We start from the raw sequence: 25,533 nt of genomic DNA, 5'->3' as shown, positions 1-25,533 counted from the left end.
CAGGCTTTTGCCTTAAGATGAAGCTATGAAGCGACCCGGTTTTCCCATGCGCGCCGCCCTCTGTTTGATCGTTGCCGTCGGCCTCGGTGGCTGCAACATCGTCTACAAGCTGCCCACCCGTCAGGGCAACGTCCTCGAGCAGAGCAAACTCGATCAGGTTGAGATCGGCATGACCCGCGAGCAGGTGCAGTTCCTGCTCGGCACGCCGCTGGCCGCGAGTCCGTTCACGGACGATCGCTGGGACTACCTGGGCTACTACCGCAGCCCGCGCGGCAGCACCGCCCGGCGTCTGGTGACCCTCCGTTTCGACGGCAACGAGCTGGTGAGCGCGGAGGGCATCGTCCCGCCCAGCAAGCAGGCCGCGGAAGCCGCCGAGCCGGAGTCGGTGCGCAAGGACATCGAGGCGCTCGGCCAGAGTCCGGTCCCGGATTCCGACAGCGACATCCCCGAGGAGATCGTCACCCCCGGCCCCCAGGATCGCGGTCCCTAGACCCGCTCCCGGGGACGCGACCCCGCGTCATCCGGCCGCCGCGTCGCGCTTCGCACTCCTGGCGGCCCGCTCGCGCCGGGCCTGCTTGGGATCGGCCTTGAGCGGTCGGTAGATCTCCACACGGTCCCCCTCCTGCACCGGTGCGTCCAGCTCGCGCAGCTTCCCGAAGACGCCGATGCGCATGGTGTCGAGATCGATCTCCGGGTGCTTCTCGATAATGCCCGAGTGCTCGATCGCGTCCCGCATCGTGCTGCCACCGGGCACGTCCACGGACAGCACGAGTTGTTCGTCGGCATAGGCGAAGGCCACCTGCACCCGCAGAAGATTGCCGCTCACGTGTCGCTCCAGAAGGCGATGAACCAGTCCGCGATCCCGAGGCCGTAGACCAGCGCCAGGATCGCGGCGATGCGTGTCGGGTACACCAGCATAAAGCGCATCAGAAGCGCCCGCCGCGTCGGACGGGCGTCGGGCCCCTCGCGCGGCTCGCTGTGCCCGTGCAGCGCGGCATCGAGCTCGACACGCGACCACACGCGCCCCACGTAGATCACCATGAGAAGCAGTGCCAGCGGCGCGCCGAGGCGGATGCTGAACGACTGCAACCAGCCGAACAGGCTGCGCCCGCCGAGCTCGCCCAGCACGGTACTGCCGAAGGTGAGCACGGTGACCAGCCCGAGCAGCCAGACGGCAACGCCGATCACCGTCGTGGCATAGACCCGCGTGCATCGCTTGCGCGCCATCACGAACTGCACCAGGGGCTCGAGCAGCGCGACGGTCGACGCCACCGACAGGGCGGTCATCAGCAGATAGATCGCGCCCGGCGTCAGTCGGCCGTCGAGCCGCACGGCGAGCTCCACGGGCGCGACGAACAGCAGCGCCATCTGTCCGTTGCCGGCCGACGACATGTCGCCCAGCAGGCCCATCAGCAGACTGCCCGCGATGAGCGCGAAGACGGTACTGCCCACCAGCACCATCGCGGTGAGCCGCGCCGGGCGGGCGCGCTCGGGCAGATAGCCCGCGTAGGCCGCCATCATGCCCAGCCCCAGCCCGGCCGAGAACAGCGCCTGCTGCAACGCCTCCAGCACGCCCCGCCAGCCCAGCGCTCCCCAGTCCCAGCGCGTCCAGAGCGCGGTGACCCGTGCCGGATCGCCGTCGCGGATCACCAGGATCCCCAGCAGGAAGAGCAGGACGACACCGCCCAGCAGGAGCAGCGCGGCGCCGCGTTCGATGCCCACCCGGATGCCGCGCGCCACCAGCACGCAACTCGCGACAACGAAGATCGTCTGCCACGCCATCGAGCGCTCGGCATCCTGGGCCAGCGTCAGGAACGGCGTGCTGAGACCGTCGGCGGAAGCACCGGCCAGGGCACCGCCCAGGGCGCGCACCGCGAACGCGGCATTCCACCCCGCGATCACCGAGTAGTAGCTCACCACCAGCAACGGCACCAGCAGGAACAGACCGGCAATGAGCAGCCAGCCGCGCGTCGAGCCGCGTGTCCGCACGTCGTCGTAGAGCGCCCCCGGAAGGTCCTGCCGCATCACCCGCCCGAACAGCGTCTCCGCCGTCAGCAGCGGCCATGCCACCGCCACCATCCAGAACAGGTAGACGCTGAGGAAGGCGGCACCGCCATGCGCCTGCGCCAGCATGGGCAGGCGCAGCACCACCCCCACCCCGACGAGCGCGGCGATGGCCGCGAACACGAACCCGGCCGGGCGGCGCCAGTAGCCGCCGGGACTTGCAGGCACCATCAGTGTGCTCCCCGATGCGGGAAGGGAGCGGATCGCGATCGATGACGAGACAGCGGCATGGGTCTCCTTATAATGCGCGCATGGCCCAATCCTCGTCCAAGCAGACCGCCCCGCGGCAGATCGCGGTCAACCGCCGTGCGCGTTTCGAATACTCTATCGAAGATCGCTTCGAGGCCGGGCTCGTGCTCGAGGGCTGGGAGGTGAAGGCGCTGCGCGAGGGCCGCGCCCAGATCACCGAGGCCTACGTCACCATCAGGAACGGCGAAGCCTATCTGCTCGGCGGCCACATCACGCCGCTGCAGTCGGCATCGACGCACATCCGCCCCGACGCCCGGCGCACCCGCAAGCTGCTCCTGCAGAGTCGCGAGCTCGCCCGCCTGATCGGCAAGGTGGAGCGCGCCGGGTACACGCTGGTGCCGCTCGACATCCACTGGACGCGGGGTCGCGCCAAGCTCGAGATCGGGCTGGCCAAGGGCAAGAAGCAGCACGACAAGCGTGCCGACGTGAAGGAACGCGACTGGCAGCGCCAGAAGGCCCGCATCCTCAAGCACGGCTGACCGCCACCTTCGCGAACTTCCGGGCCGTCTGATAATCTAACTCTCACCTGGGGGCGATCTGGGTTCGACGGTGATCGTGAAGCCCGAGGTGCATGCCGAGGTGTCACCTCCCTCGTAAAACCTGTGGCAACCAAGCTTAGTTGCGAACGACGACAACTACGCCCTCGCCGCCTAAAACCCGGTGAGCGCCCCATCCACTGGCGCCGGTTCTGGTGGAAACGGGGCGTCGACTACAACCGGCTCGTGATGACGGCCCGTCCCGGCCAATCCATCGCTAAACCCAAGCGGGACTAAGCGCCAGCGTCATCTCCCGTCCGGTAGATCTGCAGGCGTCGAAAACCCGAATCCGGACTAAGCATGTAGAGCCGAGGGTGGAGCATCATCGGACGCGGGTTCGATTCCCGCCGCCTCCACCAGTTTGCAGCGCAGCGTGCGCCACGCACGGGAAAGGGCGGCCTCGGCCGCCCTTTCTTCGTTCCACCTTCGCCACCGTGCGGTGCGCGATCAGGCTTCCGCGAACATCCCGGTGAGGTGCGCAGTGGACGGCTCGATGATCTCGGCGAATGCCTGCTCCAGCGGCGTGCCCTTGAAGTCGGGAAGGTGCATGGCGTTCCAGTTGGCCCACAGCGGCATGCCCTCCGGGCATTCGGCACCGGCGAGGCCGATGGCCAGCAGGACGTCGCGGATGAAGCCGGGCTCGGCATTGTCGTGCGCTTCGCGCCACTGGGCGGCGTTCATGTAGGTCCGCTCCACCGGTCGGCCGAGATGCTTCTCGCGCTCGGCGAGCAGTTCGTTCCAGGTCAGGTAGGCAGTGGCCGCGACCGGGCACACAGCGTTGCGCGACGCCGGGTGCGCCAGCACGTGCGGAATGATGCGCCCGACATCCCTGCCGCACGACCAGGAGACCTTGCGGTTGCCGTCGCCGTGAACCAGCACCGGCTCGACCATGTAGTACTCGGGCCAGAGACCGGCCGGAATGATGGTGTAGTCGAGGCCGGCGAGCTGGATCACCCGCCGGATGAACGCCTTCTGTCGCGCCATGGAACGATGCGCGTGCGGCGACGGCCAGAACTGCTCCCATTCGTAGATGTAGCCGAACTCGGATGGCACGAAGCGCTCCACCCCCGCCTCGGCGGCCGCGTGGATCAGCGGGTACTGCGATTCGGTCGCGAAGATCGGCACGCAGGAGACGAGATAGTCGGTCCCCGTGAGCGCCGGGATGAGATCGGCATGATCGGTGACGTCGGCCTCCAGCACCTTCACGCCCCGGCCGGCCCAGTCATCGAGGATCCGCTGCTTGGCATCCTTCTCGAGCAGGATCCCGGAAGAGGACTTCTCCTGCTGGCCGGGCTTGCGCTTGAGCACCTGGACTTCGAAGTCCGGATGGTCGATGAAGGCGTTGACACAGGCCTGGCCGGCGGTGCCGGATGCAGCGAACACGGTGACGGTCTTCGTCATGGCGGTCTCCCTGGAATCGCACGTGGAATCGTTGTGTCGTCCCGCGCCGACTCGCGCGACGCCGGGACATTCCGCGATGACCACTGGCCACCGCGCTGCGCTTGATGTAGCACAGCCGCCCCCGCCTTTCACTACCCGCGCGACCTACCCGCGGCGCGCTCAGCCCTTGTGCGTGGACATCCCGAAGTCGCCGAAGGGCTCGTCGCGTTCGCGCACCGCCTGCTTGAATCCGGCCTCGGCCGCGCGCTGCTGGAAGGCGTATCCCTCCGGCGTATGGCGGGTAACACCGTCGAAGAAGGTGCCCAGCATCTGGGTGGTGTGCAGCCCCTGCTGCATCACCGATTGATTGAGCAGCATCTTCATCATGACCAGCTGATTCACCGGCATGCGCGCGATGCGCCCCAGCAGGTTCTCGAAGCGCTCGTCGAGCGCGTCGGCCGGCGCCGACTCGATGGCCAGCCCCCACTCGACCGCCTCCCTGCCCGACAGGCAGTCACCGGTGAACAGCAGGCGCTTCGCCTTCTCCAGTCCGAGGCGGTGAAACCACATCGCGGTCGTGGGCGCGCCCCATACGCGCGCCGGCGGGTAGCCGATCTTGGCGTCATCCGCGATCACCAGGAGATCCGAGCACAGCGCCATGTCGGTGCCGCCCGCGACGCAGAAGCCGTGCACCTTGCACACCACCGGCTTCTCGCTGTGGAAGAGGCTCATGAAGCCCTTCACGTTGCGACTCATCATGGCGTGATCGACGGTCGGATCCCACGCCGCCCCGGGTTCGTGATTGCGCATCTGCACGTCGGGGTCGAGTACGGAGCCCGCGGGACGCGCGTCACCGGCCTCGCCGATGCGCACCTGCTCGGCCGAATCCACCAGGTCGTAGCCGCCGCAGAATCCGCTGCCGCTGCCGGACAGCGCGATGACGTGCACGCCGCGATCGAGGTTGGCGCGCTCGACGCAGGTGGCCAGCTCGCGCGGCATGTCCATGGTGATCCCGTTTCCGCGCTCGGGACGGTCGAGGGTGATGCGCGCGATGCGGCCATCGCGCCGGTAGGTCATCGTGCTGAGTGCATCCATATCCGCCGCTCCCGGTCAGTGCTCGCCGAAGTCGCCGTGCCGGCCCGCGCCCGCGGAGAATCGCCCGGCGCCCGACAGGGTCTCGCCGGAGGCGAAGGTCGCCTTGCCCTGCGCGAACTCGTAGGCCATGGCCTCGCCCTCCGACAGCCCCCACTGCGCGTAGGCGCTCCGCCGGTCGCCGCGCATGCACTGCTGCGGGAATGCCGCGATCTGCCCGGCGAGCGAGCGCGCGGCATCCAGCGCTCCGCCCGCGGGGACGACGCGGTTGGCCAGCCCCATCGCCGCGGCCTCGTCGGCCGCGACCGCCCGCCCGGTCAGGATCATGTCCATGGCATGGCTCATGCCCACGAGCCGCGGCAGGCGCACGGTCCCGCCGTCGATCAGCGGCACCCCGAACCGTCGGCAGAACACGCCGAACACGGCGGTCTCGTCGGCGACGCGCATGTCGCACCAGCAGGCCAGCTCGAGGCCACCGGCCACGCAATAGCCCGATACCGCCGCGATCACGGGCTTGGAAAGGGACATGCGACTCGGCCCCATCGGTCCGTCACCGTCGGCGGCGACGCGGCTGCCGCGCCCCCCGCCCTCCGCGAAGGCCTTGAGATCGGCGCCCGCGCAGAAGTTGCCGCCGGCCCCGGTGAGGATCGCCACATGCAGCGCATCGTCGGCCTCGAAGGCCCGGAAGGCCGAGGCAAGGGCGGCGGCAGTGGGACCATCGACGGCATTGCGGCGCTCCGGCGCATCGATGGTGACGATGAACACGGGCGCTTCGCGCGCCACGCGGACGGTCTCGGCTTCAGGCATGACGGCTCCAAGCGGGACTGAATACGCAGAATATTACATTGATTGACGTGTTGTGTATTACTATGTAATTTAAGTGCAGGTCCACGCACGAACCCGCAGCCATGAACAAGCCCCAGACCGCACTGCAGCCCGACGTCCTCGCCGCCACCCACGAGGTCAGCAACCAGACGCCGCCCCTGCAGGACTACAACGTGTTCCAGGGCGATACCGCACTGGTCGAGGCCGTCCGGCGCGAGGGCGGCGAATGGGGGCTCGATGCGCTGCGCGCGGACGGCGCCCGCACCGGCAGCGAGGAAGTCATCGCGTGGGGCTACCGCGCCAACGCATACAAGCCGGAGCTGCACGCCTTCGACCGCCAGGGCCACCGCATCGATCAGGTGCTCTATCACGAGGACTATCACCGCCTGATGGCCCATTCGCTGCGCGCCGGCATCCACAGCGCGCCGTGGGCGGACCCCAGGCCGGGCGCGCACGTCGTGCGCTCGGCGCTGCAGTACATGCACTACCAGATGGACGCCGGCCATCACTGCCCGGTGACCATGACCTTCGCCTGCGTCCCGGCCATCCGCACTACCCCTTCCGTTGCCGAGCACTGGCTGCCGGGCATCCTGAACGCCGACTACGACCCGCGCGACATCCCGCACACCGAGAAGCGCGCCCTGACCATCGGCATGGGCATGACCGAGAAGCAGGGCGGGTCGGATGTGCGCGCCAACACCACCCGTGCCTGGCCGGTGGGCGGCGACACCGGTGCCGGCGCGGGCTACGAGCTGGTTGGCCACAAGTGGTTCACCTCGGCCCCGATGTGCGATGGCTTCCTCATGCTCGCGCAGAGCGAGGGCGGGCTCTCCTGCTTTCTGGTGCCGCGCTGGCGGCCGGACGGCACGCGGAACGCCCTGCAGGTGCAGCGCCTCAAGAACAAGGCCGGCAATGTATCGAATGCATCGTCGGAGATCGAACTGCGCGGCGCCTTCGGCTGGATGCTGGGCGAGGAAGGCCGCGGCGTCCCCACCATCATCGAGATGGTGGCGATGACGCGCTACGACTGCATGGTGGGTTCCACCGCCAGCATGCGTCAGGCCACCGCCCAGGCCATCCACCATTGCGCCCATCGCACGGCCTTCGGCAAGCGGCTCATCGACCAGCCGGCGATGGCCAACGTGCTGGCCGACCTGCAGCTCGAGGTCGAAGGTGCGCTCGCGCTCACCATGCGCATGGGGCGCGCGCTGGATCACCAGGACGAGGAGCGCGAGAAGCTCCTGCTGCGCCTGGGTCTCCCCACCGGCAAGTACTGGGTCTGCAAGCGCAACCCCAATCACGCCTACGAAGCCATGGAGTGCATCGGCGGCAACGGGGTGATGGACGACTTCATCATGGCGCGGCTCTACCGCGACGCGCCCATCAACGCGATCTGGGAGGGCTCCGGCAACGTGCAGGCGCTCGACCTGCTGCGCGCGATGGTCAAGTCGCCGGACGCCGTCGCGGTCTGGATGGACGAGCTCGAACAGGCGCGTGGCGCGCACACCGTGCTCGACACCGCCGTGGACCGTCTCAAGAGCGAGCTCGCCGATCGCGACGCCATGGACTACCGGGCGCGGGCGCTCACCGAACGGATGAGCCTGTGCATGCAGGCAGCGCTCCTGGTGCGCGCGGGCAATCACAATGTCGCCGATGCCTTCATCGCGTCGCGCCTCGATCCGCGCGGCGAGCACAACTACGGATGCCTGCCGCGCGGCATCGACGTGGCCGGCATCATCGACCGCGGCAATCCGCTCACCGACTGAGGCGACAGTCGCGTTCCATGCAGGGCCCCACCGCCAAGAAGCTTCTGCTCGACCTCCTGCTCGCGGTCGACCCGCAACCGGTCGCCGCGCGCAACGCCGTGGGCGCCTGCGCGCTCTTCGGCATCGGCGAGAGCAACGCCCGCGTGACACTCACACGGCTGGCTGCCAACGGCATGATCGAATCGGCCGAACGCGGCAGCTACCGCCTGAGCCCGTCCGCGCACGAGGTCGCGACCGAGATCGCCGGCTGGCGACGACTGGACGCGAGACTGCGCCCGTGGAGCGGCGAGTACGTCTGCGTGCATACCGCCGCGCTCGGTCGCAGCGACCGGGCGGCGCTGCGCCGGCGCCGGCGGGCGCTCGACATGCTCGGCTTCCGCAAGCTCTCGCGCGGCCTGCATCTGCGGCCCGACAACATCGAGACCGATACCGAAGCCGTCCGTCGCCGCCTGCGCACGCTCGGCCTGGACGGCAGCGCCCAGATATTCCTGGCGCGCGACTTCGCCGCGGCGGATCTCGACCGCATTGAAGGCCTGTGGGACCGAGAAGCCCTCAACGCGGGCTATCGGGACACGCACGCGCGGCTGACCAACTGGCTCGAGCGCCGGCACCGTCTCGAACTGGAGACCGCCGCACGGGAGTCCTTCCTGCTCGGCGGTGACGCCATCAGACGACTGGTCTTCGACCCCCTGCTGCCCGAACCGATGGTCGACACCGAAGCGCGGCAACAGCTGCTCGTGACCGCACGGCATTTCGATCAGGTGGGCCAGGCGATCTGGCAGCAGCTGTTTGTTCGCGGGTTCGACACCGCCCAGACCGCCGCGGCCTGACCGGCCGGCACGCATCCCCGGAACGACGACACCCCGGGCGCGGCACGCGCCCGGGGTGTCGGATATCGCGTGATCCGCGTGCCGCCTAGAAGTCCCAGCGCAGACCCGCGTTGTAGCCGTACACGCGCAGCTCGCTGCTCTGGTGGTACACCTGACCACCGGCGCTCAGGCGGATATCCGGACCGTTCGGGAAGATGAGCCGCAGCGGCAGCATGACGTTGCCGCCGAAGGACACGCTGTTGTGCGTGGTGTCGACACCGCCCTTGGTGAGCTCGATGCGCGAGTACCCCACCGGGAACGACAGCTCGAAGAGATCGAAGACCACGGCATGCGGCACGATGAATCCGCCGTAGTACATGTCGGTCTCGATATCGCCGGGCTCCTCGTCGTCCCGAAGCCCCATGCCGACGTGGGCCTCGAAGGTCAGGAAGGAGGCGCGGCCGGTGAAGCTTTCCGGCCGAAGGCCGAGCTTCAGGTTGACCATGTCGCTCTTGTAGTCCTGATTGGTCAGCGCGGGATCGCTGTCCGAGAAGGACACGTTGTTGTTGGCGTAGTCGGCAGCCACCGTGAACTTGAGGCTGCTCTCCTCGGCCAGCGCCACCGACGGTGCGGCACAGGCGCAGGCAACGAGACATGCGACGACTTTCTTCATGGGCTCCCCCACTCCCTTGATTTCGAATCTCGCGCCGGATCGTCGAGGACCCGACGCGCGTGGCTGTGCGGATCATCCCCGATAGCGCCCGCGCCTGTCCAGCCTGTCCTTCGACCGCACGCGGTCGCGGACCGGAAGAGCGACAGCCGGAACACGCGGCGCTCACGTCCCCGGCGATTGCGGGAGAATGACCGGATGCGCTCACGCACCAGACCGATTCGCGTTCCGGAACCGACCATGCGTCACTGCCCCGCGCCGGCCCCGCCGGCATGAAGTACTGCTCCGAATGTGCCTCCGAGCTCGTCGTGGAGATCCCGGAGGGAGATCACCTGCCCCGCTCGGTGTGCAAGCAGTGCGGCGCCATCCACTACCGCAACCCGCGCGTCATCGTCGGCGCCATCTGCGAGTACGAGGGCCGGCTGCTGCTGTGCCGGCGGGACATCGAACCGCGTCACGGGTTCTGGACCTTCCCCGCCGGCTTCCTCGAGATGGGCGAGACCACCGCCGAGGGCGCAGCGCGCGAGACGCTGGAGGAATCCGGCGCCGATGTCGAGATCGAGGATCTGTGCGCCATCATCAACGTGCCGTACATCGCGCAGGTCTATCTCAGCTACCGCGCCCGCATGCGCGGGCCGCGCCATCACCCGACGCCGGAAAGCTCGGAGACGTGCCTCGTGGCCCCGGAAGACATCCCCTGGGACGAGCTCGCCTTCCCCACCATCTGGCACAGCCTGCGCTTCTGGATGGCGGACCGCGAGGCGGGCACCCGCGGCATCCACACCCTCGACATCACCCGGCGCCCGCGCGAGCTGCGCGAGCGGGAACGCAGCCACGACAGCGGTGACTAACCGGGGGGAAGTGATCCACACAGGTATACTTCCCACGTTCACACACGAGCTCGCGGTACTGGCACATGACCTTCGTCGTCACCGAAAACTGCATCAAGTGCAAATACACCGACTGCGTGGAAGTCTGCCCGGTGGACTGCTTTCACGAGGGGCCGAACTTCCTGGTCATCGACCCGGAGGAGTGCATCGACTGCACCCTCTGCGAGCCCGAATGCCCGGTGAACGCGATCTACGCCGAGGACGACCTGCCCGAGGATCAGGCGCACTTCCAGGAGCTCAATGCGGCCCTGGCCAAGGAGTGGCCGGTGATCACCGAGCAGAAGGATCCGCCGGCGGACGCCGACGACTGGGCCAACAAGCCCGACAAGCTGGAACACCTCGAGCGCTAGCGCACGCCCCGCGGCAGCAGCAGCCCGCCTCCGCTCCGACCATCGCACGCGCCGCGGCACCCTGACACGGTGCCGCGGACCTGGCAGTGGCCGTCAGTTCTCCAGCGGCTCCTGCTCGGGCGTACTCTCCAGCCGCGAGATGAGGCGCTCGGCGGGTACGTAGCCCTGGATCAGTTCGCCACTGGGCAGCACCATCATCGGGGTGCCGCGCAGGCCGAGCTTGCGCCCGGCCAGCAGGTGCTGATCCACCGGATTGTCGCAGCTCTTCGTGCCCGGATCCTGCCCCTGCTTGGCGCGCGTCAGGGCTTCCTTGCGGTCGTCGCTGCACCAGGTCGCCACCGCCTTGCGGTAGGCGTCGGAATCCTTGCCGCTGCGCGGATAGAGCAGATAGCGGATGCCGATACCGCGATCCGTGTAGTCGTCCAGCTCGCTGTGAAGCTTGCGGCAGTAGCCGCAATCGATATCGGTGAACACCGTCACGAGGTGGTCGGCCTCGTCGCCACCGAAGGTGATCGAACGCTCGGCAGCCTCCTCCAGCACCACCTTGCGCGCCTCGCGCCGACGCTCCTCGGTGATCTGGCGACCGGTGGCCAGATCGATGAGGTCGCCTTCCAGGAGGTAGCGACCATCGGCGGTCACGTAGCCCACCGCCATGCCGCGCGAGATCTCGTAGATGCCGTCGAGCGGCGTCGCGCGAATCTCGCTTCCGTCCAGATTGGGGACGCGCTTGGCGAGCTTGTCGCGCAGCGCCGACAGCTCGGCGTCGGTCGCCTCTCCGGTCCCGCCCGCGGTTGCGCCCGTCCCGGCGTCGTCCGACGCCTCGGGTTCTTCCACCTGCGCGGCTTCGGCATCCGCTGCGGGGGTCGACGCGCTCTCGGCCGCCTCATCGGATGCGGCCGCGTCGGAGACGGTTCGATCGGGTTCCGATGCACCGCACGCGGTAACGAAGAGGCCGATGACGAGCAGAAGGGGGCTGAGAACGGGATGCATGTTGGGTTCCGGAGCGATGCGCGGCGTGCACCCTTCGACGACCGGCGGTCGCAGAGGTTCAACCGCGCGGATGGTGCTGTTCGTGCAACGCCTTGAGGCGGGCACGCGCGACATGGGTGTAGATCTGAGTCGTGTTGAGGTTACTGTGCCCGAGCAGCATTTGCACTGCGCGCAGATCGGCGCCGTGGTCGAGCAGGTGGGTCGCGAAGGCGTGGCGCAGCGTGTGCGGCGACAGCTTCCCCGGGATGCCCGCCGCCACCGCGTAGCGCCGGATGCGATGCCACGCGTTCTGCCGGCTCATGGCGGCGCCGCGCTGCGACAGCAGCAGTGTCTCGCTGGGCCGCGCCCCGGCGAGCGCCGGCCGACCGTGCCGCAGATAGCGCGCCAGCCAATGGGCGGCCTCGTCGCCCACCGGAACCAGGCGCTCGCGCCGCCCCTTGCCGATCACCTGGATCAGCCCCTGCTGGGCGGAATAGGCGTGCACGGGCAGCGTCACGCATTCGCTGACGCGCAGCCCGGTCGCGTACATCAGCTCCAGCCAGGCGCGGTCGCGCAGACCGATGGCCGTATCGGGGTCCGGAGCGGCCAGCAGGGCGTCCACCTGCGATGCGCTGATGGTACCCGGCAGCGCATGCGGCAGGCGCGGGCCGCGCAGGCGTGCGGCCGGATCGTCGCTCCGCCGCCCGCTGCGCACCAGCCATCCGTAGAAGCGGCGCAGGGCGCTCTGCGCGCGTGCCTGCGAACGCGGGCCGAAGCCACCGGCGGCACCGCGCGCCGCAAGATACGCACGCAGTGCCGCCCCATCCGCGTCGCCGAGCGCACTGCCGGAGGAGGCGAGCCAGTGCGCCGCCGCGCGCAGATCGGTGGCATAGGCCTTCCGCGAGGGCTCCGCAAGGCCGTCCTCCAGCCAGAGCGCCTCGACGAAGTCGTCGATCAGGCGCCTGTCGGCGGCCGATTCGCACCCGGATCCGTTCATGCGCGGAAATGCTCGAACGTCATTGTGTAATGTTACGCGCCATGATCGACCCGACCCCAGCCGCAGAAACGTGATGAAGGCGCTCGGACAGCGAACCGCGGGCGGGCTGTTCACGGCGCACTGCGCGCTCGTGTTCGGCGTGCTGATCTTCGGCGTGCTCAGCGCGCTCGTGCTCACGCTCCCCGACCTCAACCGGCGGCGGCGGGTTGCCGGGACGCTCATCCGCACCGCCATGTGGTGCTGCGGCGCCCCCATCCGCGTGCGCGGCACCCTGCCCGCAGAGCGGCCGGTCATGGTGGTCGCCAATCACGCCAGTTATCTCGACGGGCTGCTGCTCACCGCCGCGCTGGGGGATCACATCAGCTATGTCGTCAAGGACGACGCGGCCGAGTGGCCGCTGATCGGGCGCGTGCTCGACCGCCTCGGCGTGGTGTTCATCGCCCGCACGGAAGTCCAGATGAGCGCACGCCAGACGCGCGCGCTGCTCAAGCGCATGCGTGCCGGTGACAGCCTGGGCATCTTCCCCGAAGGCACCTTCCGGCGCGATCCGGGCCTGCTGCCCTTCAAGCAGGGAGCTTTCCTGCTGGCGGCGCGCACCGGCACCACGGTCGTGCCGGTCGTCATCCACGGTTCGCGCACCTTTCTCGGTGAGGGTCAGCGCTGGCCGCGCTGGTCGCGCATCCGCATCGACATCCTCGCGCCCCACTACGTCTCCGGGAACGCCCCCGAGGCGCTCGCGGAGCAGGTCCGCGCCAGCATGCAGGCCAACCTGGGCGAGACCGACCCCGCTCCCGCGAGCCTGGAGCCCGCCGCATGAGCGCCCTGACCCTGGTCCGCCGGCGCATGTCCCGGCGCGGCAGCGACGAGCACACGCCGCGCTTCATCGCCACGCCCGCGGTACTCGAGCAGATCCAGCGCGAGGTGGCCTACGCCGCCGAGACCGGCAGCCATATCCGGGTGGCCGGCCGCGGCCATACACGCGCACCGATGTGCCGCTGCGATGACGGCCTCCTGCAGCTCTCGCGCTTCACCGGCATTGAAGAAGTCGACGCGGTGCACGGCATTGCCTGGGTACGGTCGGGCACGCGCCTGGCGCACATGGCGCGCGGGCTCGCCAGCTACGGCATGTCACTGCCCACGCTGGGGTGGCCCGGCAACGAGAGCGTCGGTGGCGCGGTATCGATCGGCAGCTACGGCATCGGTACCGGCGACAGCCGCCACCCGTCGCCGGTGGTGGGACTCCGCATGGTGGGCGCGGACGGGTCGCTGTTCAGCATCGGCAGCAGCGATCCACGCCTGGCGCTCGCCCGCATCAGCCTCGGCACGCTCGGCGTGCTCACCCATGTCGGCCTGCGCTGCGTACCGGCCACGCACCTGCGCTCGCGCATGACGCGCGGCTCGCTCGCCGCGGCGCTGCGTCGCGTCGATGCCATGCGCGCACACGACTACGTCGAGTGGTACTGGAGCGCACACGGCGACGACATCCGCGTGCGCACCATCGACCGGCGCCCGCGTCGCATCATGGCGCAGCGCCCGAAAGCGCTGCGGCACGGCACGGCGCGCGTGCGCAGCGCCGCCTACCGCATCGGCGACGCACTGCCCAGCGCGCGTCAGCGGGTGCCCTGGCGCCTGATCCCGGAGCGTGCGCGCGTGCCGGACAGCGTCGACTCGGCGTTCGCCTGGCAGCTGTTCGCCGATTCCGATCTGGGCAGCCTCGGCTACGCGCTGCCCATCGCGCAGCTCGGCGACACGCTGCATGCGCTCGGTGGCGTGCTGCGCGCCCTGGACCGGCGCTATCGCGTGGTGGTCCGGGTGCGCTATGCCTGCGCCGACGACGCAGCGCTGTCACCCGCCTTCGGTGCCGAAACCGCCTTCGTGCACCTGACCGCCACGCACGACGCGCGCGACTACGCCGAAGCGGCCGGCGAGGTCTTCGAGCGCGCCGGTGCGCGGCCGCTGTGGAGCATGCCGCACGAGCACCACGCCGACGACCTTGCCGAGCTCTACCCGCGCTGGACGGAGTTCGCGGAGCTGCGCGAAGGCCTCGATCCGCGCGGGCTCTTCCTCAATGACTACCTGGCCGGTGTCTTCGGGCTGGGCGAGGCGTGGTGAGCGGCGACAGCCCGCAAACGCGCTATCGCGAAGCGCTGGGAGCCGGCCGCCTGCAGGCGGACGACGCACAGGCACGCGCGGTGGAGGCCCTCGAGGCGGTCCACGCCGAGCTGGTCGCGCGCCCGGGCAGCGGCAGCCGCGGCGGTCTGCTTCGTCGTCGCCGCAGCGGATGGCCGGCGGTCACCGGCCTGTATCTGTGGGGCGGCGTCGGGCGCGGCAAGACCCTGCTGATGGACGACTTCTATGCGAGTCTCCCCTTCGAGGAGAAGCGGCGCACTCACTTCCATCGCTTCATGCTCGGCGTGCACGCCGAGCGCCGCCGCTATCTGGACGAGCAGGATCCGGTGGCGCTGATCGCGGAGGAGCTGGCCCGCACCACGCGCGTGCTGTGCTTCGACGAGTTCTTCGTGTCCGACATCGCCGACGCCATGATCCTCGGCCGCCTCACCGAAGTGCTCTTCCGCGAGGGCGTCACCCTGGTTGCCACCAGTAACGTGGCGCCGGACGATCTCTACCGCGACGGCTTGCAGCGCGCCCGCTTCCTGCCGGCAATCGACCGCATCAAGACGCACTGCCGGGTCATGGAACTGGCAAGCCCCACCGATTTCCGGCTGCGGACCCTGGAGCGCCTGCCGCTCTACGTGCACCCCTGCGACGAGGCGGCCCTGCAGTCGCTGTCCGAGGAATTCGATGAGCTCGCACCGGCGCGGACCCAGGGGCGGGTCACGCTGCAGATCAATGGACGCCCGATCGAGGCGCTGGGCGCAGTCGACGACGTCGCCTGGTTCAGCTTTGCCGAGCTGTGCCGCACCGCACGCGCGGCATCGGACTACATCGCACTGGCGCGCGAATACCAGACCATCCTGCTCAGCGAGGTCCCGCGCATGGACGCCGAGCTCGACGAGAGCGCGCGCCGTTTCGTGCATCTGGTGGACGAGTTCTACGACCGGAACGTGAAGCTGGTGATCGCCGCCGACGTGCCGCTCGACGAGCTCTACGCCGGCAAGCGTCTGACCTTCGAATTCCAGCGCACGCGCTCGCGTCTCACCGAGATGCAGTCGCGCGACTACCTCGGCCGGCCGCACCAGCCGTTGTAGGAAATCTCCGCATCCCGGAGCCGGCAGGGTGACAGGCGGTTCGGGTCGGCCGATACTCTCCCTCGCGCGGAAGGGATGCGATTGCGGCGCCGGAGCCACTGGCCTCCGGGAGCCGACCGCGACGACGTCCGGCTAACGATTGGGAGGGGGGGACCATGCGTCCTGTGCAGCGATCGATTCGAGCATTTCCACTGCACGCCATCTGGCTCGCACCCGCCATGCTGATGATCGGCACGGCGCAGGCGCAGGAGTGGGAGGACTACTATCTGGGCGGCATGGCGGGCTACGTGCTGGCCGATGACGGGCGTGCCCCCGACGCCGACGCGGGCTCGGCAGCCGGCGTTTACTTCGGCCGCGTGTTCGACAACCAGTTCGGCTTCGAGGTGCAGATCTCGGGTGACGGTTTCGAGACCGGCAACGACCTGGCATCGGACCTCTACCGCTATCTGGTGGGCGTCGATGCGGTCTACAACCTCGGCGACCGCCGCGGCTGGAGCCCGTTCGCGCTGATCGGCGGCGGCGGCGCCTACAACGACGTCGTGCCATCGTCCGAGGACAGTGTCGATTTCTTCGCCAACGCCGCGGTCGGCCTGGTATCGCCGCCGTTCACCGAGATCGGTCAGCTGCGGGTGCGCGCCGAAGCGCGCTACGTGCACGACTTCTTCGGCGACGGCTTCGACGACATCCGCTTCATGGCCGGCATCGAGATTCCGCTGCTGCGCCCGGCCGAGGTTAGCTTCGAGGCACCCGAGACCAAGATCGAGGTCGTCAAGGTGCCGAGCGGCCTGCAGGATTCCGACGGCGACGGCGTCATCAACGAACGCGACCTCTGTCCGGGCACCCCGCCCGACACCCGCGTCGATGGCGACGGCTGTCCCTTCGACGACATCATGGAGCTCCGCGGCGTGACCTTCGAACTCGACTCGGAGCGCCTGCGGCCCGACGCCGAGACCGTGCTGTCCTACGTCGTCGACATCCTCAAGCGCTACCCGGAGATGGAGGTCGAGATCGCCGGTCACACCTGTGATCTGGGTTCCGCCGAGTACAACGAGTCGCTCTCGCAGCGCCGTGCGCAGTCGGTGGTCGACTACCTGGAATCGCAGGGCGTCGATGGTGCACGTCTGGACGCCACCGGCTACGGCGAGTCCGAACCGCAGCTGCCGAACACCAGCGAGGCGAACCGCGAACGCAACCGGCGCGTCGAGATGCGCGTTCTCAACTGAAGCGGATCAGTCTGGAGACCCGACCCATGCGGCGTGTGAATCGAATCCTCATCCCGGCCCTAGCGGCGACCGGCCTGCTGGGCTGCAACGCGAACACCGGCGGTGGCGGCGGCGACGTCCCACCGGAAGGCATCCTCCGTTGCGTCGACCCCCTGACCGCCGAGAACGGCGCCACCGTCGCCGTCGACTCGAGCATCAACTGCATCGGCTGCGACGTCCAGAATGCCGACGCGATCATCGACGACGATGCGGCCACCTCCGGCACGGTCAGCGTTCCGCTGGCACTGCTGGGCGGCTCGCTCTCGGTGACGGTGGGAACGGCGCCCGGCGCGACCCAGCCGGCGCCGGCATCACCGGGCTTCGTGCTCAACAGCCCGCAGACCTCCCTGCTCGGCGCCAACCTCGCGCAGGTGCTGTCGGTCTCGACCCTGCTCGGCGGCGAGGTCCAGGAGGAGAATGTCGCGGTGTCGCTGCTCGATCTCGACCTGCTCAGCCTGGTCGATCTGGGACTGGGTGGCTCGACGGACGGCGCCTATGCGCTCCTCGTCGAGGACACGCAGACCCCCTTCGATGCGCTGCAGCTCACCCTGTTCTCGCTGGTCGGCGCCAACCTGCAGCTGGATGTCGGCGGCGCCTGCGCGAACTTCGTTCTCGAGGAAGGCTGATCCGGCGACCCGATTGACGCGCGCCGGCGCCGAACGGCTGCGCCGCGCCGCGTTCCGCCGCGCTCAGCGCGCCCCGTCGTCGCGATCGTAGATCTGCGCCATTGCCAGCCGGACCTCGGCCAGCCGCGCCCGGACCTGCTCGCGCCTGCGGCCGATCTCGTCCAGCAGCAGGCCCTCGACGTGTCCGGCCTGCTCCGCCGCCAGCGCTTCGGCGCGCGCACCCAGCGCCCGGGCGCGCGAACGCAGTGATGCCGCCGTGCCGCCCGGCACCGACTCCAGCGCATCGGCATGTGCGGCCATGCGCCCGACGATCAGGCGCAGCTCGCGCAGACGGCGGAAGGCCTCCTGATAGGCGTGCGTCGACAGGTAGCCCACCACCCAGTTGGCCTCGGGCACGTCCACCAGGTGCCGCAGTTCCCAGTCGGCGCCTCCGGAAAGATCGGCGTCGGCGCGCAGCATGGTCTCGACCATCTGGCCGCTGCGCACCGCCTTGTCGCTGCCGCGGAGACCCGCGTCCACCTGCTCGAGAACCTGCGCCGCGCGGCGGTAGCCCTTGAGCGCATCGTCCAGTCGGCCGGCACGCTGGTAGGCGAAGGGAATCGCGACGTAGGCTTCCTGGACGCTGCCGTCGGCGATGGAGCGCTCGCGCAGCGGTCGCCAGTCCCTCAGCGCGCGTTCGACGCCGCCCAGTACCGTGCGCGCCGCGGCGCCGGATGCGTCGGCCGGGGCGAAGGCGGCCCAGCCGCGCGCCAGGCGGATGCGCGTGTCATAGAGCGCGCTCTCGGCGTCGGCCGCCAGCAGCTCGACCGCCGCTGCCGCCTCGCCGCGCTCGAGCTGGCGGGTGGTGAGGTACAGGCGGGCGCGATCGCGCAGCGCAGCCTGCGTGGCCCCGGTGCCATCACCGGCGATCAGCTGCCGCAGTGCGCCTTCGGCCGCCGCCGCGTTCCCGGTGCGCTGCAGGGCGATGGCGCGATTGAGCCGGGTCGCCGGCGCGAGCCCCTCGGGCTCGGCCAGCAGACGCGCCGCAGCGGCGTTGTCGCCGCGCTCCAGCAGAATGAGGGTGCGCAGCGCCAGCGCCCGGGCGCGCTGCTCGGCAGTGCCCGCACCGCCGATGCGGTCGAGCAGTGCCAGGGCATCGCCGGCCGCGCCGCGCCGGTGATCGACGGTGGCGAGCTTCAGCAGCAGGCGAGCGCGGCGCTCGGGCTGGTCCTGCCCGTCGAGCGCATCGAGCGCTTCCAGCGCTCGCGCGCGCATGCCGAAGCCGATCAGGGCCTCCGCCAGCAGCCAGCCGCGCTCGTCGTCCGGCGTCTCGGCGCCGGGCGCCGCGCCCAGCTCGGCGAGCAGCGCCAGCGCCTCGTAGTAGCGCGATACGCCGATCAGGTAGCGCGCCGCGTCGACCCGCACATCGGCGGCGCGCGCGCCGTCGCGATCGCCGCCGGATGACCGGCGCAGCGGCAGACTGATCTGCAGATCGTGCTCCGCGACCGTCACCTCGGTCCTGAGCGAGCCGGTCGGCGACGAGCGCCCCGATCCACCCGGAAAGCCGCCGGCAAAGCGCGCCTCGAGCTGATAGCGCCCGGGCGGCAGCGTCGCGCGGAGCACGCGATGCGCCCCGCCCGCCGCCAGCGCGCGCGACTGCACCGCCCCGTAGTCGTGCGACGCCTCGGTCTGCCCGACGACCTCCGCGGTCAGCGAGCGGAGCTGGAAGCGCGGGTCATCGACGACGACGTAGACATCGAGCCGCCGCCGCCCCGCCTCGCGCCGGGTCGACTCGGTGGCGCGCATGCCCAGTTCGAGCGCGACGGCATCCTCCTTGAGCGCCGCGATCGCACCATCCTCGGGTGCCGCGCCCACCGGCCCCGCGCTCGCGAGCAACGCCACCGCCACCAGCGGCCCTGTCGCCGCCCACCGCCAACGCCGGATCGTCATTGCCGCCTCTCCACTTCGCACCGGCCGCACTATACGGTGCCGGGCCGCCCCTTTGTGCCGCCGCCGGCAGCTTCGCGCCCGGCCCCGACAGCGCGTGTCGGCGCCCGCCTACAGCGCTCGCACCTGACGGAGCGCGCGCACGCCCACGGTGAGCGACATGAAGTCGTGTGGCGTGTGCGTCTGCAGCGCCTCGATGCGCGCGATGACGCCCTCGGCGGCCGCCCCCTGACGCTCCAGCCACTGCGCCACGCGGGCCCCGCCGTCGTCCCCCTCGGTCTCGTCGAGCACGCGCTCGGCGACCCGTCGATGCAGCCGATAGGTGTCCTCGCGCAGATTGGCGCGCGCCAGGGCCTGATAGCGGCCCGACACCTGCAATCCCACGATCGACGACAGCAGCCAGAGCACGTGCAGGCGCTCGCCGACCGCGAAGTAGACCGCGGCGGCGACCTCCGGACTGGTACCGGTCGCGGCGGCCGTCTCGACGATGTCCGGCGCGCTGCCCAGCACCAGCGTGTCCGCGAAGCGCCGCGCGGTGGCCTCGGGCACGCCCTTCTCCGTCCAGCGCGCCACCGCGTGCTCCCAGTCCTCGCGATAGCTGGGCGGAAGCCCGTCGGGAATGAGCGCGGCGACGCGCGCCAGAGGTTCGCCGAGGCGCGCCATGCTGTCTGTGATCGACTGCTCGGGCAGGTGTTCGGCCAGCGCCCAGATGGTGACGTGCTTCACCAGCCCTGCCAGCCGCTCGTAGAGCCCCAGCTGGACGTCGGCGGCCAGGCTGCCGTCGAGCGCATCGGCCGCCGCCACCAGGTGCTCGGCGCCCATCAGCTGCCAGGCCAGCGCGAATGCCTTCAGCACGGCCGGTCGCTGCGCGCCCTGATCCTCGGCGAGCCGGTGCACGAAGCTGAAGCCCATGCGGTTGACCGCCTGATTGGCCAGATCGGTGGCGATGATCTCGCGCCGCAGCCGGTGCGCCGCGATGGCATCGGCGTAGTCGCCGCGCATGGCCGCCGGGAAGTACGCGTCCAGACGCGGCGCCAGACCGGGATCGTCGGGAACCGCAGAGCCCACCAGGTCGTCGAACAGCGCGTTCTTCGCGTAGGCCAGCACCACCGCGATCTCGGGGCGCGCCAGCCCCTGCCGCCGCGTGCGCCGCTCGTTGAGCGCCTCGTCATCGGGCAGGAACTCGACCCCGCGCACCAGACCGGACTCGCGCTCCAGCGCACGCATGGTGTGGGCGTGTTCGTCGAGGCGCGCAGCGGCGCGCGCGCTGATCAGGCTCACCGCCAGGCTCTGCTCGTGATTGTCGGCCAGCACCGCCGTGGCGACATCCTCGGTCATCGATTCGAGCAGCGCATTGCGCGCATCCCGCTCCAGCGTGCCGGCCGCCATGCAGGCATTGAGCGGGATCTTGATGTTGACCTCACGGTCCGAGGAGTGCACGCCGCCGGAATTGTCGATGGCGTCGGTGTTGATGCGCCCGCCCCGGCCATCGCAGCCGGCCAGCGCGTACTCGATGCGCCCCAGCTGCGTGCAGCCGAGGTTGCCGCCCTCGCCCACCACCCGGCAGCGCAGCTCGCGGCCGTCGACGCGGATGGCGTCATTCGCACGGTCTCCCACTGCCTGATGCGACTCGGTATGCGCCTTGACATAGGTCCCGATGCCGCCGTTCCAGAGCAGCTCCACGGGTGCCAGCAGGATGGCGCGCAGCAGCTCGTTGGGCCGCACCGATTCGGCCTCGATGCCGAGGGCGGCGCGCGCCTCCGGCGGAAGCTCGATGCGCTTGGCATCGCGCCGCCAGATGCCGCCGCCGGCGCTGATCGCGTCGCGGTCGTAATCCTCCCAGGTCGACCGCCCCATCCCGAAGAGACGCTTGCGCTCGGCGAAGCTCCGCGCCGGGTCGGGTTCCGGGTCGATGAAGATGTGCATGTGGTTGAAGGCGGCGACCAGCCGGATCCGCTCGGACAGCAGCATGCCGTTGCCGAAGACGTCGCCGGCCATGTCGCCGATGCCCACCACCGTGAACGGCTCCGACTGGATGTCCTTGCCGAGCTCGCGGAAGTGGCGCTTGACCGATTCCCACGCACCGCGTGCGGTGATGCCCATGACCTTGTGGTCGTAGCCGGCGCTGCCGCCGGACGCGAAGGCATCGCCGAGCCAGAAGTCGTACTCCGCCGCCAGCGCGTTGGCGGTGTCCGAGAAGGTGGCCGTGCCCTTGTCCGCGGCCACCACGAGGTAGGGATCGTCGCCGTCGGCGCGCACCACGCGCGGCGGCGGCACGATGGTGTCGCCGTCGCGGTTGTCGGTGATGTCGAGGAGCCCGCGGATGAAGGTCTGGTAGCAGGCCTTGCCGGCGGCGGCGAAGGCCTCGCGGTCCGGAAAGTCGCGACGCTTCACCACGAAGCCGCCCTTGGCGCCGACCGGCACGATGATGGCGTTCTTCACCATCTGCGCCTTCATCAGGCCCAGCACCTCGGTGCGGAAGTCTGCCGGCCGGTCGGACCAGCGCAGACCGCCGCGCGCCACCGGACCACCGCGCAGATGGACGCCCTCGACCTCGGGGGCGTAGACGAAGGCCTCGTAGACCGGACGCGGCTCGGGCAGCTCCGGCATGCGACGCGGGTCGAGCTTGATCGAGACCCAGGGCTTGGGCCGGCCGTCCCCGCCCTGCTGGTAGTAGTTGGTGCGCAGGGTCGCCTCGACCACGCCGACATAGGCGCGCAGCGCGCGGTCGGCGTCGAGCGAGGTCACCGCCTCCAGAGCGGGTTCGATGCGCTCGCGCGCCGCCTGCGCGGCGGCCTCGCGATCATCGTCGGCGTCGGGATCGAAGCGCGCCTCGAACAGCGCCACCAGATCGCGCGCGATGGCAGCGTGCTCGGCGAGCAGCCGCTCGAGCATGTCGCGCCCGTAGGGCAGCCCGGTCTGCAGCAGGTAGCGCGTCAATGTGCGCAGCAGCACGATGCGCCGCGCATCCAGACCGGCACCGAGCACGAGGCTGTGCAGGCCATCGTCCTCGGTCTCGCCGCGCAGGCAGCGCAGCAGCGCATCCTCGAAGTAGCGCTTCTGCGTGACCGGCTCCAGCGCGCAGTCACCGGCGAAGCGCACCTCGAACACCTGCACCCACAGAGTCCTGTCCTGCCCGGCCGGCCGCACCGCGTGCGGGGACTGGCGCATGACGCGCAGGCCGAAGTTCTCCAGCGTCGGCAGCACATCGGACAGCGCCATCGATTCGCCGCGCGCGTACAGGCGCATCTCGGTGGGGCAGGCCGGCCCCACGGCCTCGTCGTCGGTCACCAGCCGCGGCAGGATGGGCACGTCGGCGTCGAGCTGCTGCAGGTAGTGGATGTCGACGGCGGCGTCGAGCGGGGCGTTCTCCTGCTGATAGCCGGCATCGAAGCCGTCCGCGAACGCCAGCGCCACCCCGCTGCCGGTGCCCAGCGCCTCGCGAAGCTGCTCGGGCCAGGTGCGGGTGGCGGCGACCAGCTGCCGCTCCAGCGCCGCGACGTCGACCTCGCGCTCGCGGCGGCCGTGCACCTGCACGTTGGCGTGGATGCGCGCCAGCATCTCGCCGCGCGGGAACTCGACCGCGCGCTCGACACTGTGCCCGTCGAGCGCAGCGCGCAGCTCCTCGCAGATGCGGTCGCGCATCTCGGGCGAATAGCGCTCGCGCGGCACGTAGACCAGCGCCGAATAGAAGCGGCCGTAGCGATCGCGCCGCAGAAAGAGACGCAGGCGATGTCGCTCGCGCAGCGCGCGCACGCCGGAGCACAGCGTGTGCAGCTCCTGCTCCGACGACTGGAAGAGCTCGTCACGCGGCAGCTGATGCAGGATGTCGCGCAGCTTCTTGCCCGAATGCGAATCCGGCGCCAGTCGCGAGCGCCGCAGTACTTCGTCGACCTTCTGCCGGATCACCGGGATGTTCTGCGGCCGGTCGACGTAGACATCGCTGGAGAACAGCCCGAGGAAGCGATGCGTGCCGATCAGCCTGCCGTCGGCATCCATCTGCTTGATGGAGATGGCGTCCAGCGTCAGCGGATGATGGATGTGCGAACGCGCCTGCGCCTTGGTGACGACCACCAGCCGCGGCGAGCCGGCATAGCGGTTGAGCTCCTCCGCGGGCGCCAGGATCTGCCCGGTATCGCCGAAGCGGGCGTCCGGCCGCAGCAGGCCGAGACTGCGCTCCGGATCGTTGCCGACCGAGACCTGATCGCCGTCGTAGCGGGCGGGCGCGAAGGCGTAGCCGAGGAAGGTGAAGTGATGCTCGCGCAGCCACAGCGCGAAGTCGCGCGCCTCGTGCACCCATTCGTCGGGCAGGTCGCGAATCGGCGGCGTCAGCGCGCTGCCGAGCTCGGCGGCACGTTCGCGCATGGCGTCGAAATCCGCCACCGCCAGCGCGATGTCGCGCAGTGTCTGCTCGGCCTGCACGCGCAGTGCCTCGTAGGCCGCGTCGTCGGCCAGCGGTGCGATCTCCATGCAGACGAAGGACTCGCAGATTCCGCCCGAGCCGGCGTCGGGTGCGGCGTCCTGCAGGCGCCCTTCGGCATCCCGGCGCACGTACAGCACCGGGTGCACCGACCAGTCCACCGAGCTGCCGGCATCGCGTACCGCGATGCCCAGGCTGTCGACGATGAAGGGCATGTCCTCGCAGACCGTCTCCAGCCGGGCGAGTGCGCCCGGATCACCGGAGGCTGCAGGCACCACCTGCACCCGGATCTCGCCGGGTGCGCGCGTGGCCGCCAGCGCATGCTGCGATCGCGCGACCTCGGCGAGCGCCGCGGGCTCGCGTCGCGACAGGATCTGGTACGACGGCGTCGCGAAGTAGGCACCCGCGAATCCGGCCAGCGTGCCGCTGTCGGACTGCCGGCCGATGGCCTGCTCGATACTGGCTATGAGCAGATCGTGATGCTGCTGATCACCGGGCATGCGCGTCTCCCTTCCTGTCCCGCTCGTTGTGCCACGAGACTAGCGCATCGTGATCGGAGCCGGTTACAGGCTCGGGTCATGCGCGTCCGATCAGAGTGACTGGCGCAGCGCGTCGGACTGGGCGGTGGGCGCGGCGGCCTGGAACGCGGCCAGCGCGCTGCAGCTGCGATACACCGTGCGCACGCGCTTGTATGCGGACAGGTCGATGCCGTTGCTGAGCGCGTTGTAGACCTGCGGGATCAGGCAGACATCCGCCAGCGTCGGGCTTTCGCCGTAGCAATACGGGGTATCGCTCTGGTCGCGCTCCAGGACCGATTCCACCGCCGCGAAACCGGTGTGCGACCAGTGCTCGTACCAGCCCCTGCGCTGTTCCAGGCTCAGCTCCATGGCATCGCGCATGTACCGGAAGACGCGCATGATGATGAGCGGCGTGAAGTCGGCAACGATGGTCTGCGCGAGACTGCGCACCTGCGCCCGCTTCTGCGGATCCGCCGGCAGCAGCGGGCGGTCCGGATAGCGTTCCTCGAGATACTCGAGGATCGCGAAGGACTGCGTGACCACGGTCTCGTCCTCGAGCACCAGCGCCGGCACCAGTCCCTGCGGGTTCAGCCGCAGATACTTCTCGTCCTGGTGCTGACCGGCATCCTGGTCGATGTAGCGCGAGGTGTAGTTGACGCCCTTGTGGTTGAGCGCGATGCGCACGCGGTGCGTCGAGATGCTGCGGTAGTAGGTGTAGAGCTGGAGCATGGGACCGTGACGCGGGTTCGGGATGCGGGGCGCGGCATCGCGCCGGGTGCGTCATGGTAGCGCCGACGCGCCGGCGACCCCGCACCGGCATGGTCGGCCGCACCTAGCTGTGATTTCTCAATAGGTTGTTCATCCGGGGTGATCTCCCCGAAGCTTCAGGTGCGACCCAATCCACTTGAGGGAGGCCCCGGATGAACAGCCACCAACATGCCCGATTGACACCCTATGGTCGAGCCCTTTTGGTTC

General features: G+C 69.8%; 23 protein-coding genes and 1 other RNA gene. 13 read left to right on the top strand and 11 right to left on the bottom strand.

Annotation, left to right across the window (positions count from 1 at the left end; all coding sequences use genetic code 11):
- The first annotated feature begins 46 nt into the window (after window positions 1-46).
- Window positions 47-490, top strand: coding sequence for an outer membrane protein assembly factor BamE (locus KAH28_RS03635; RefSeq protein WP_290574452.1), 444 nt, complete (start codon window positions 47-49; stop codon window positions 488-490).
- A gap of 27 nt (window positions 491-517) precedes the next feature.
- On the opposite strand, the gene KAH28_RS03630 is transcribed toward KAH28_RS03635, so the two are convergent.
- Window positions 518-826 (bottom strand): RnfH family protein, encoded by a 309-nt coding sequence (locus KAH28_RS03630; protein WP_290574451.1) that lies wholly within the window; start codon window positions 824-826, stop codon window positions 518-520.
- Window positions 823-2,235: a sodium-dependent transporter gene (locus tag KAH28_RS03625; RefSeq protein WP_290574450.1), complete on the bottom strand. Its 1,413-nt coding sequence runs from the start codon at window positions 2,233-2,235 to the stop codon at window positions 823-825. The genes KAH28_RS03630 and KAH28_RS03625 overlap by 4 nt, the downstream gene beginning before the upstream one ends.
- 80 nt (window positions 2,236-2,315) lie before the next feature.
- Between KAH28_RS03625 and smpB the strand changes: the two genes are divergently transcribed.
- Both smpB and ssrA read left to right on the top strand, forming a co-directional pair.
- A complete protein-coding gene (gene smpB / locus KAH28_RS03620) occupies window positions 2,316-2,792 on the top strand; it encodes an SsrA-binding protein SmpB (protein WP_290574449.1) in 477 nt (158 codons plus the stop codon).
- A 49-nt stretch (window positions 2,793-2,841) separates the two neighbouring features.
- Window positions 2,842-3,208, top strand: a transfer-messenger RNA (tmRNA) gene (gene ssrA / locus KAH28_RS03615).
- A gap of 88 nt (window positions 3,209-3,296) precedes the next feature.
- Here the strand turns inward: ssrA and KAH28_RS03610 are convergent.
- The 3 genes from KAH28_RS03610 to KAH28_RS03600 form a co-directional block, all read right to left on the bottom strand.
- Entirely contained in the window at window positions 3,297-4,250 is a 954-nt protein-coding gene (locus KAH28_RS03610) for an NmrA family NAD(P)-binding protein (protein ID WP_290574448.1), read from the bottom strand.
- A gap of 159 nt (window positions 4,251-4,409) precedes the next feature.
- Window positions 4,410-5,324, bottom strand: a complete 915-nt coding sequence (locus tag KAH28_RS03605) for a crotonase/enoyl-CoA hydratase family protein (protein WP_290574447.1) — start codon at window positions 5,322-5,324, stop codon at window positions 4,410-4,412.
- A 15-nt stretch (window positions 5,325-5,339) separates the two neighbouring features.
- Complete coding sequence (locus tag KAH28_RS03600) at window positions 5,340-6,128, bottom strand: crotonase/enoyl-CoA hydratase family protein (protein WP_290574446.1); 789 nt, start codon at window positions 6,126-6,128, stop codon at window positions 5,340-5,342.
- Between the two features lie 101 nt (window positions 6,129-6,229).
- Here KAH28_RS03600 and KAH28_RS03595 point away from each other — a divergent pair, with 101 nt between their 5' ends.
- Both KAH28_RS03595 and KAH28_RS03590 read left to right on the top strand, forming a co-directional pair.
- Window positions 6,230-7,912: an acyl-CoA dehydrogenase family protein gene (locus KAH28_RS03595; protein ID WP_290574445.1), complete on the top strand. Its 1,683-nt coding sequence runs from the start codon at window positions 6,230-6,232 to the stop codon at window positions 7,910-7,912.
- A 17-nt stretch (window positions 7,913-7,929) separates the two neighbouring features.
- Window positions 7,930-8,742 (top strand): PaaX family transcriptional regulator C-terminal domain-containing protein, encoded by an 813-nt coding sequence (locus tag KAH28_RS03590; RefSeq protein ID WP_290574444.1) that lies wholly within the window; start codon window positions 7,930-7,932, stop codon window positions 8,740-8,742.
- An 85-nt stretch (window positions 8,743-8,827) separates the two neighbouring features.
- Here the strand turns inward: KAH28_RS03590 and KAH28_RS03585 are convergent, their stop codons facing one another.
- Complete coding sequence (locus KAH28_RS03585; RefSeq protein WP_290574443.1) at window positions 8,828-9,394, bottom strand: hypothetical protein; 567 nt, start codon at window positions 9,392-9,394, stop codon at window positions 8,828-8,830.
- A 269-nt stretch (window positions 9,395-9,663) separates the two neighbouring features.
- On the opposite strand from KAH28_RS03585, the gene KAH28_RS03580 reads away from it, so the two are divergent.
- Window positions 9,664-10,242 (top strand): NUDIX hydrolase, encoded by a 579-nt coding sequence (locus tag KAH28_RS03580; RefSeq protein WP_290574442.1) that lies wholly within the window; start codon window positions 9,664-9,666, stop codon window positions 10,240-10,242.
- Window positions 10,243-10,307: 65 nt separating this feature from the next.
- On the top strand, window positions 10,308-10,631 hold the full coding sequence (gene fdxA, locus KAH28_RS03575) for a ferredoxin FdxA (RefSeq protein ID WP_290574441.1): 324 nt from the start codon (window positions 10,308-10,310) through the stop codon (window positions 10,629-10,631).
- Between the two features lie 93 nt (window positions 10,632-10,724).
- Here the strand turns inward: fdxA and KAH28_RS03570 are convergent, their stop codons facing one another.
- Both KAH28_RS03570 and xerD read right to left on the bottom strand, forming a co-directional pair.
- The gene (locus KAH28_RS03570) at window positions 10,725-11,621 is read right to left on the bottom strand and encodes a DsbC family protein (protein WP_290574440.1); all 897 of its coding nucleotides are present in this window, start codon (window positions 11,619-11,621) and stop codon (window positions 10,725-10,727) included.
- A 58-nt stretch (window positions 11,622-11,679) separates the two neighbouring features.
- Window positions 11,680-12,597 carry a site-specific tyrosine recombinase XerD gene (xerD, locus tag KAH28_RS03565; RefSeq protein ID WP_290574439.1) on the bottom strand — a complete coding sequence of 306 codons (918 nt, stop codon included), beginning with the start codon at window positions 12,595-12,597 and terminating at the stop codon, window positions 11,680-11,682.
- 73 nt (window positions 12,598-12,670) lie between these two features.
- On the opposite strand from xerD, the gene KAH28_RS03560 reads away from it, so the two are divergent.
- The 5 genes from KAH28_RS03560 (at window position 12,671) to KAH28_RS03540 (ending at window position 17,694) form a co-directional block, all read left to right on the top strand.
- Window positions 12,671-13,414, top strand: coding sequence for a lysophospholipid acyltransferase family protein (locus KAH28_RS03560; protein WP_290574438.1), 744 nt, complete (start codon window positions 12,671-12,673; stop codon window positions 13,412-13,414).
- Window positions 13,411-14,709, top strand: coding sequence for a D-arabinono-1,4-lactone oxidase (locus KAH28_RS03555; RefSeq protein WP_290574437.1), 1,299 nt, complete (start codon window positions 13,411-13,413; stop codon window positions 14,707-14,709). The genes KAH28_RS03560 and KAH28_RS03555 overlap by 4 nt, the downstream gene beginning before the upstream one ends.
- Entirely contained in the window at window positions 14,706-15,806 is a 1,101-nt protein-coding gene (gene zapE, locus KAH28_RS03550; protein ID WP_290574436.1) for a cell division protein ZapE, read from the top strand. The genes KAH28_RS03555 and zapE overlap by 4 nt, the downstream gene beginning before the upstream one ends.
- 155 nt (window positions 15,807-15,961) lie before the next feature.
- Complete coding sequence (locus KAH28_RS03545) at window positions 15,962-17,029, top strand: OmpA family protein (protein ID WP_290574435.1); 1,068 nt, start codon at window positions 15,962-15,964, stop codon at window positions 17,027-17,029.
- Window positions 17,030-17,064: 35 nt separating this feature from the next.
- Entirely contained in the window at window positions 17,065-17,694 is a 630-nt protein-coding gene (locus KAH28_RS03540) for a hypothetical protein (RefSeq protein WP_290574434.1), read from the top strand.
- Window positions 17,695-17,757: 63 nt separating this feature from the next.
- Here KAH28_RS03540 and KAH28_RS03535 read toward each other — a convergent pair whose 3' ends face one another.
- The 3 genes from KAH28_RS03535 to maiA form a co-directional block, all read right to left on the bottom strand.
- Window positions 17,758-19,623, bottom strand: coding sequence for a hypothetical protein (locus KAH28_RS03535; RefSeq protein WP_290574433.1), 1,866 nt, complete (start codon window positions 19,621-19,623; stop codon window positions 17,758-17,760).
- A gap of 108 nt (window positions 19,624-19,731) precedes the next feature.
- Window positions 19,732-24,540: an NAD-glutamate dehydrogenase gene (locus KAH28_RS03530; protein WP_290574432.1), complete on the bottom strand. Its 4,809-nt coding sequence runs from the start codon at window positions 24,538-24,540 to the stop codon at window positions 19,732-19,734.
- Between the two features lie 90 nt (window positions 24,541-24,630).
- A complete protein-coding gene (gene maiA, locus KAH28_RS03525) occupies window positions 24,631-25,287 on the bottom strand; it encodes a maleylacetoacetate isomerase (protein ID WP_290574431.1) in 657 nt (218 codons plus the stop codon).
- A gap of 191 nt (window positions 25,288-25,478) precedes the next feature.
- Between maiA and KAH28_RS17430 the strand changes: the two genes are divergently transcribed.
- Window positions 25,479-25,533 (top strand): leucine zipper domain-containing protein (locus KAH28_RS17430; protein ID WP_366918118.1); only part of this gene is annotated, 55 nt, incomplete at its 3' end.

This window comes from Algiphilus sp. (assembly GCF_023145115.1).
In the GTDB taxonomy this organism is placed as follows: domain Bacteria; phylum Pseudomonadota; class Gammaproteobacteria; order Nevskiales; family Nevskiaceae; genus Algiphilus.
The sequence above is the reverse complement of the archived record's forward strand: the minus strand, read 5'-3'. Positions and strand labels throughout refer to the sequence as shown.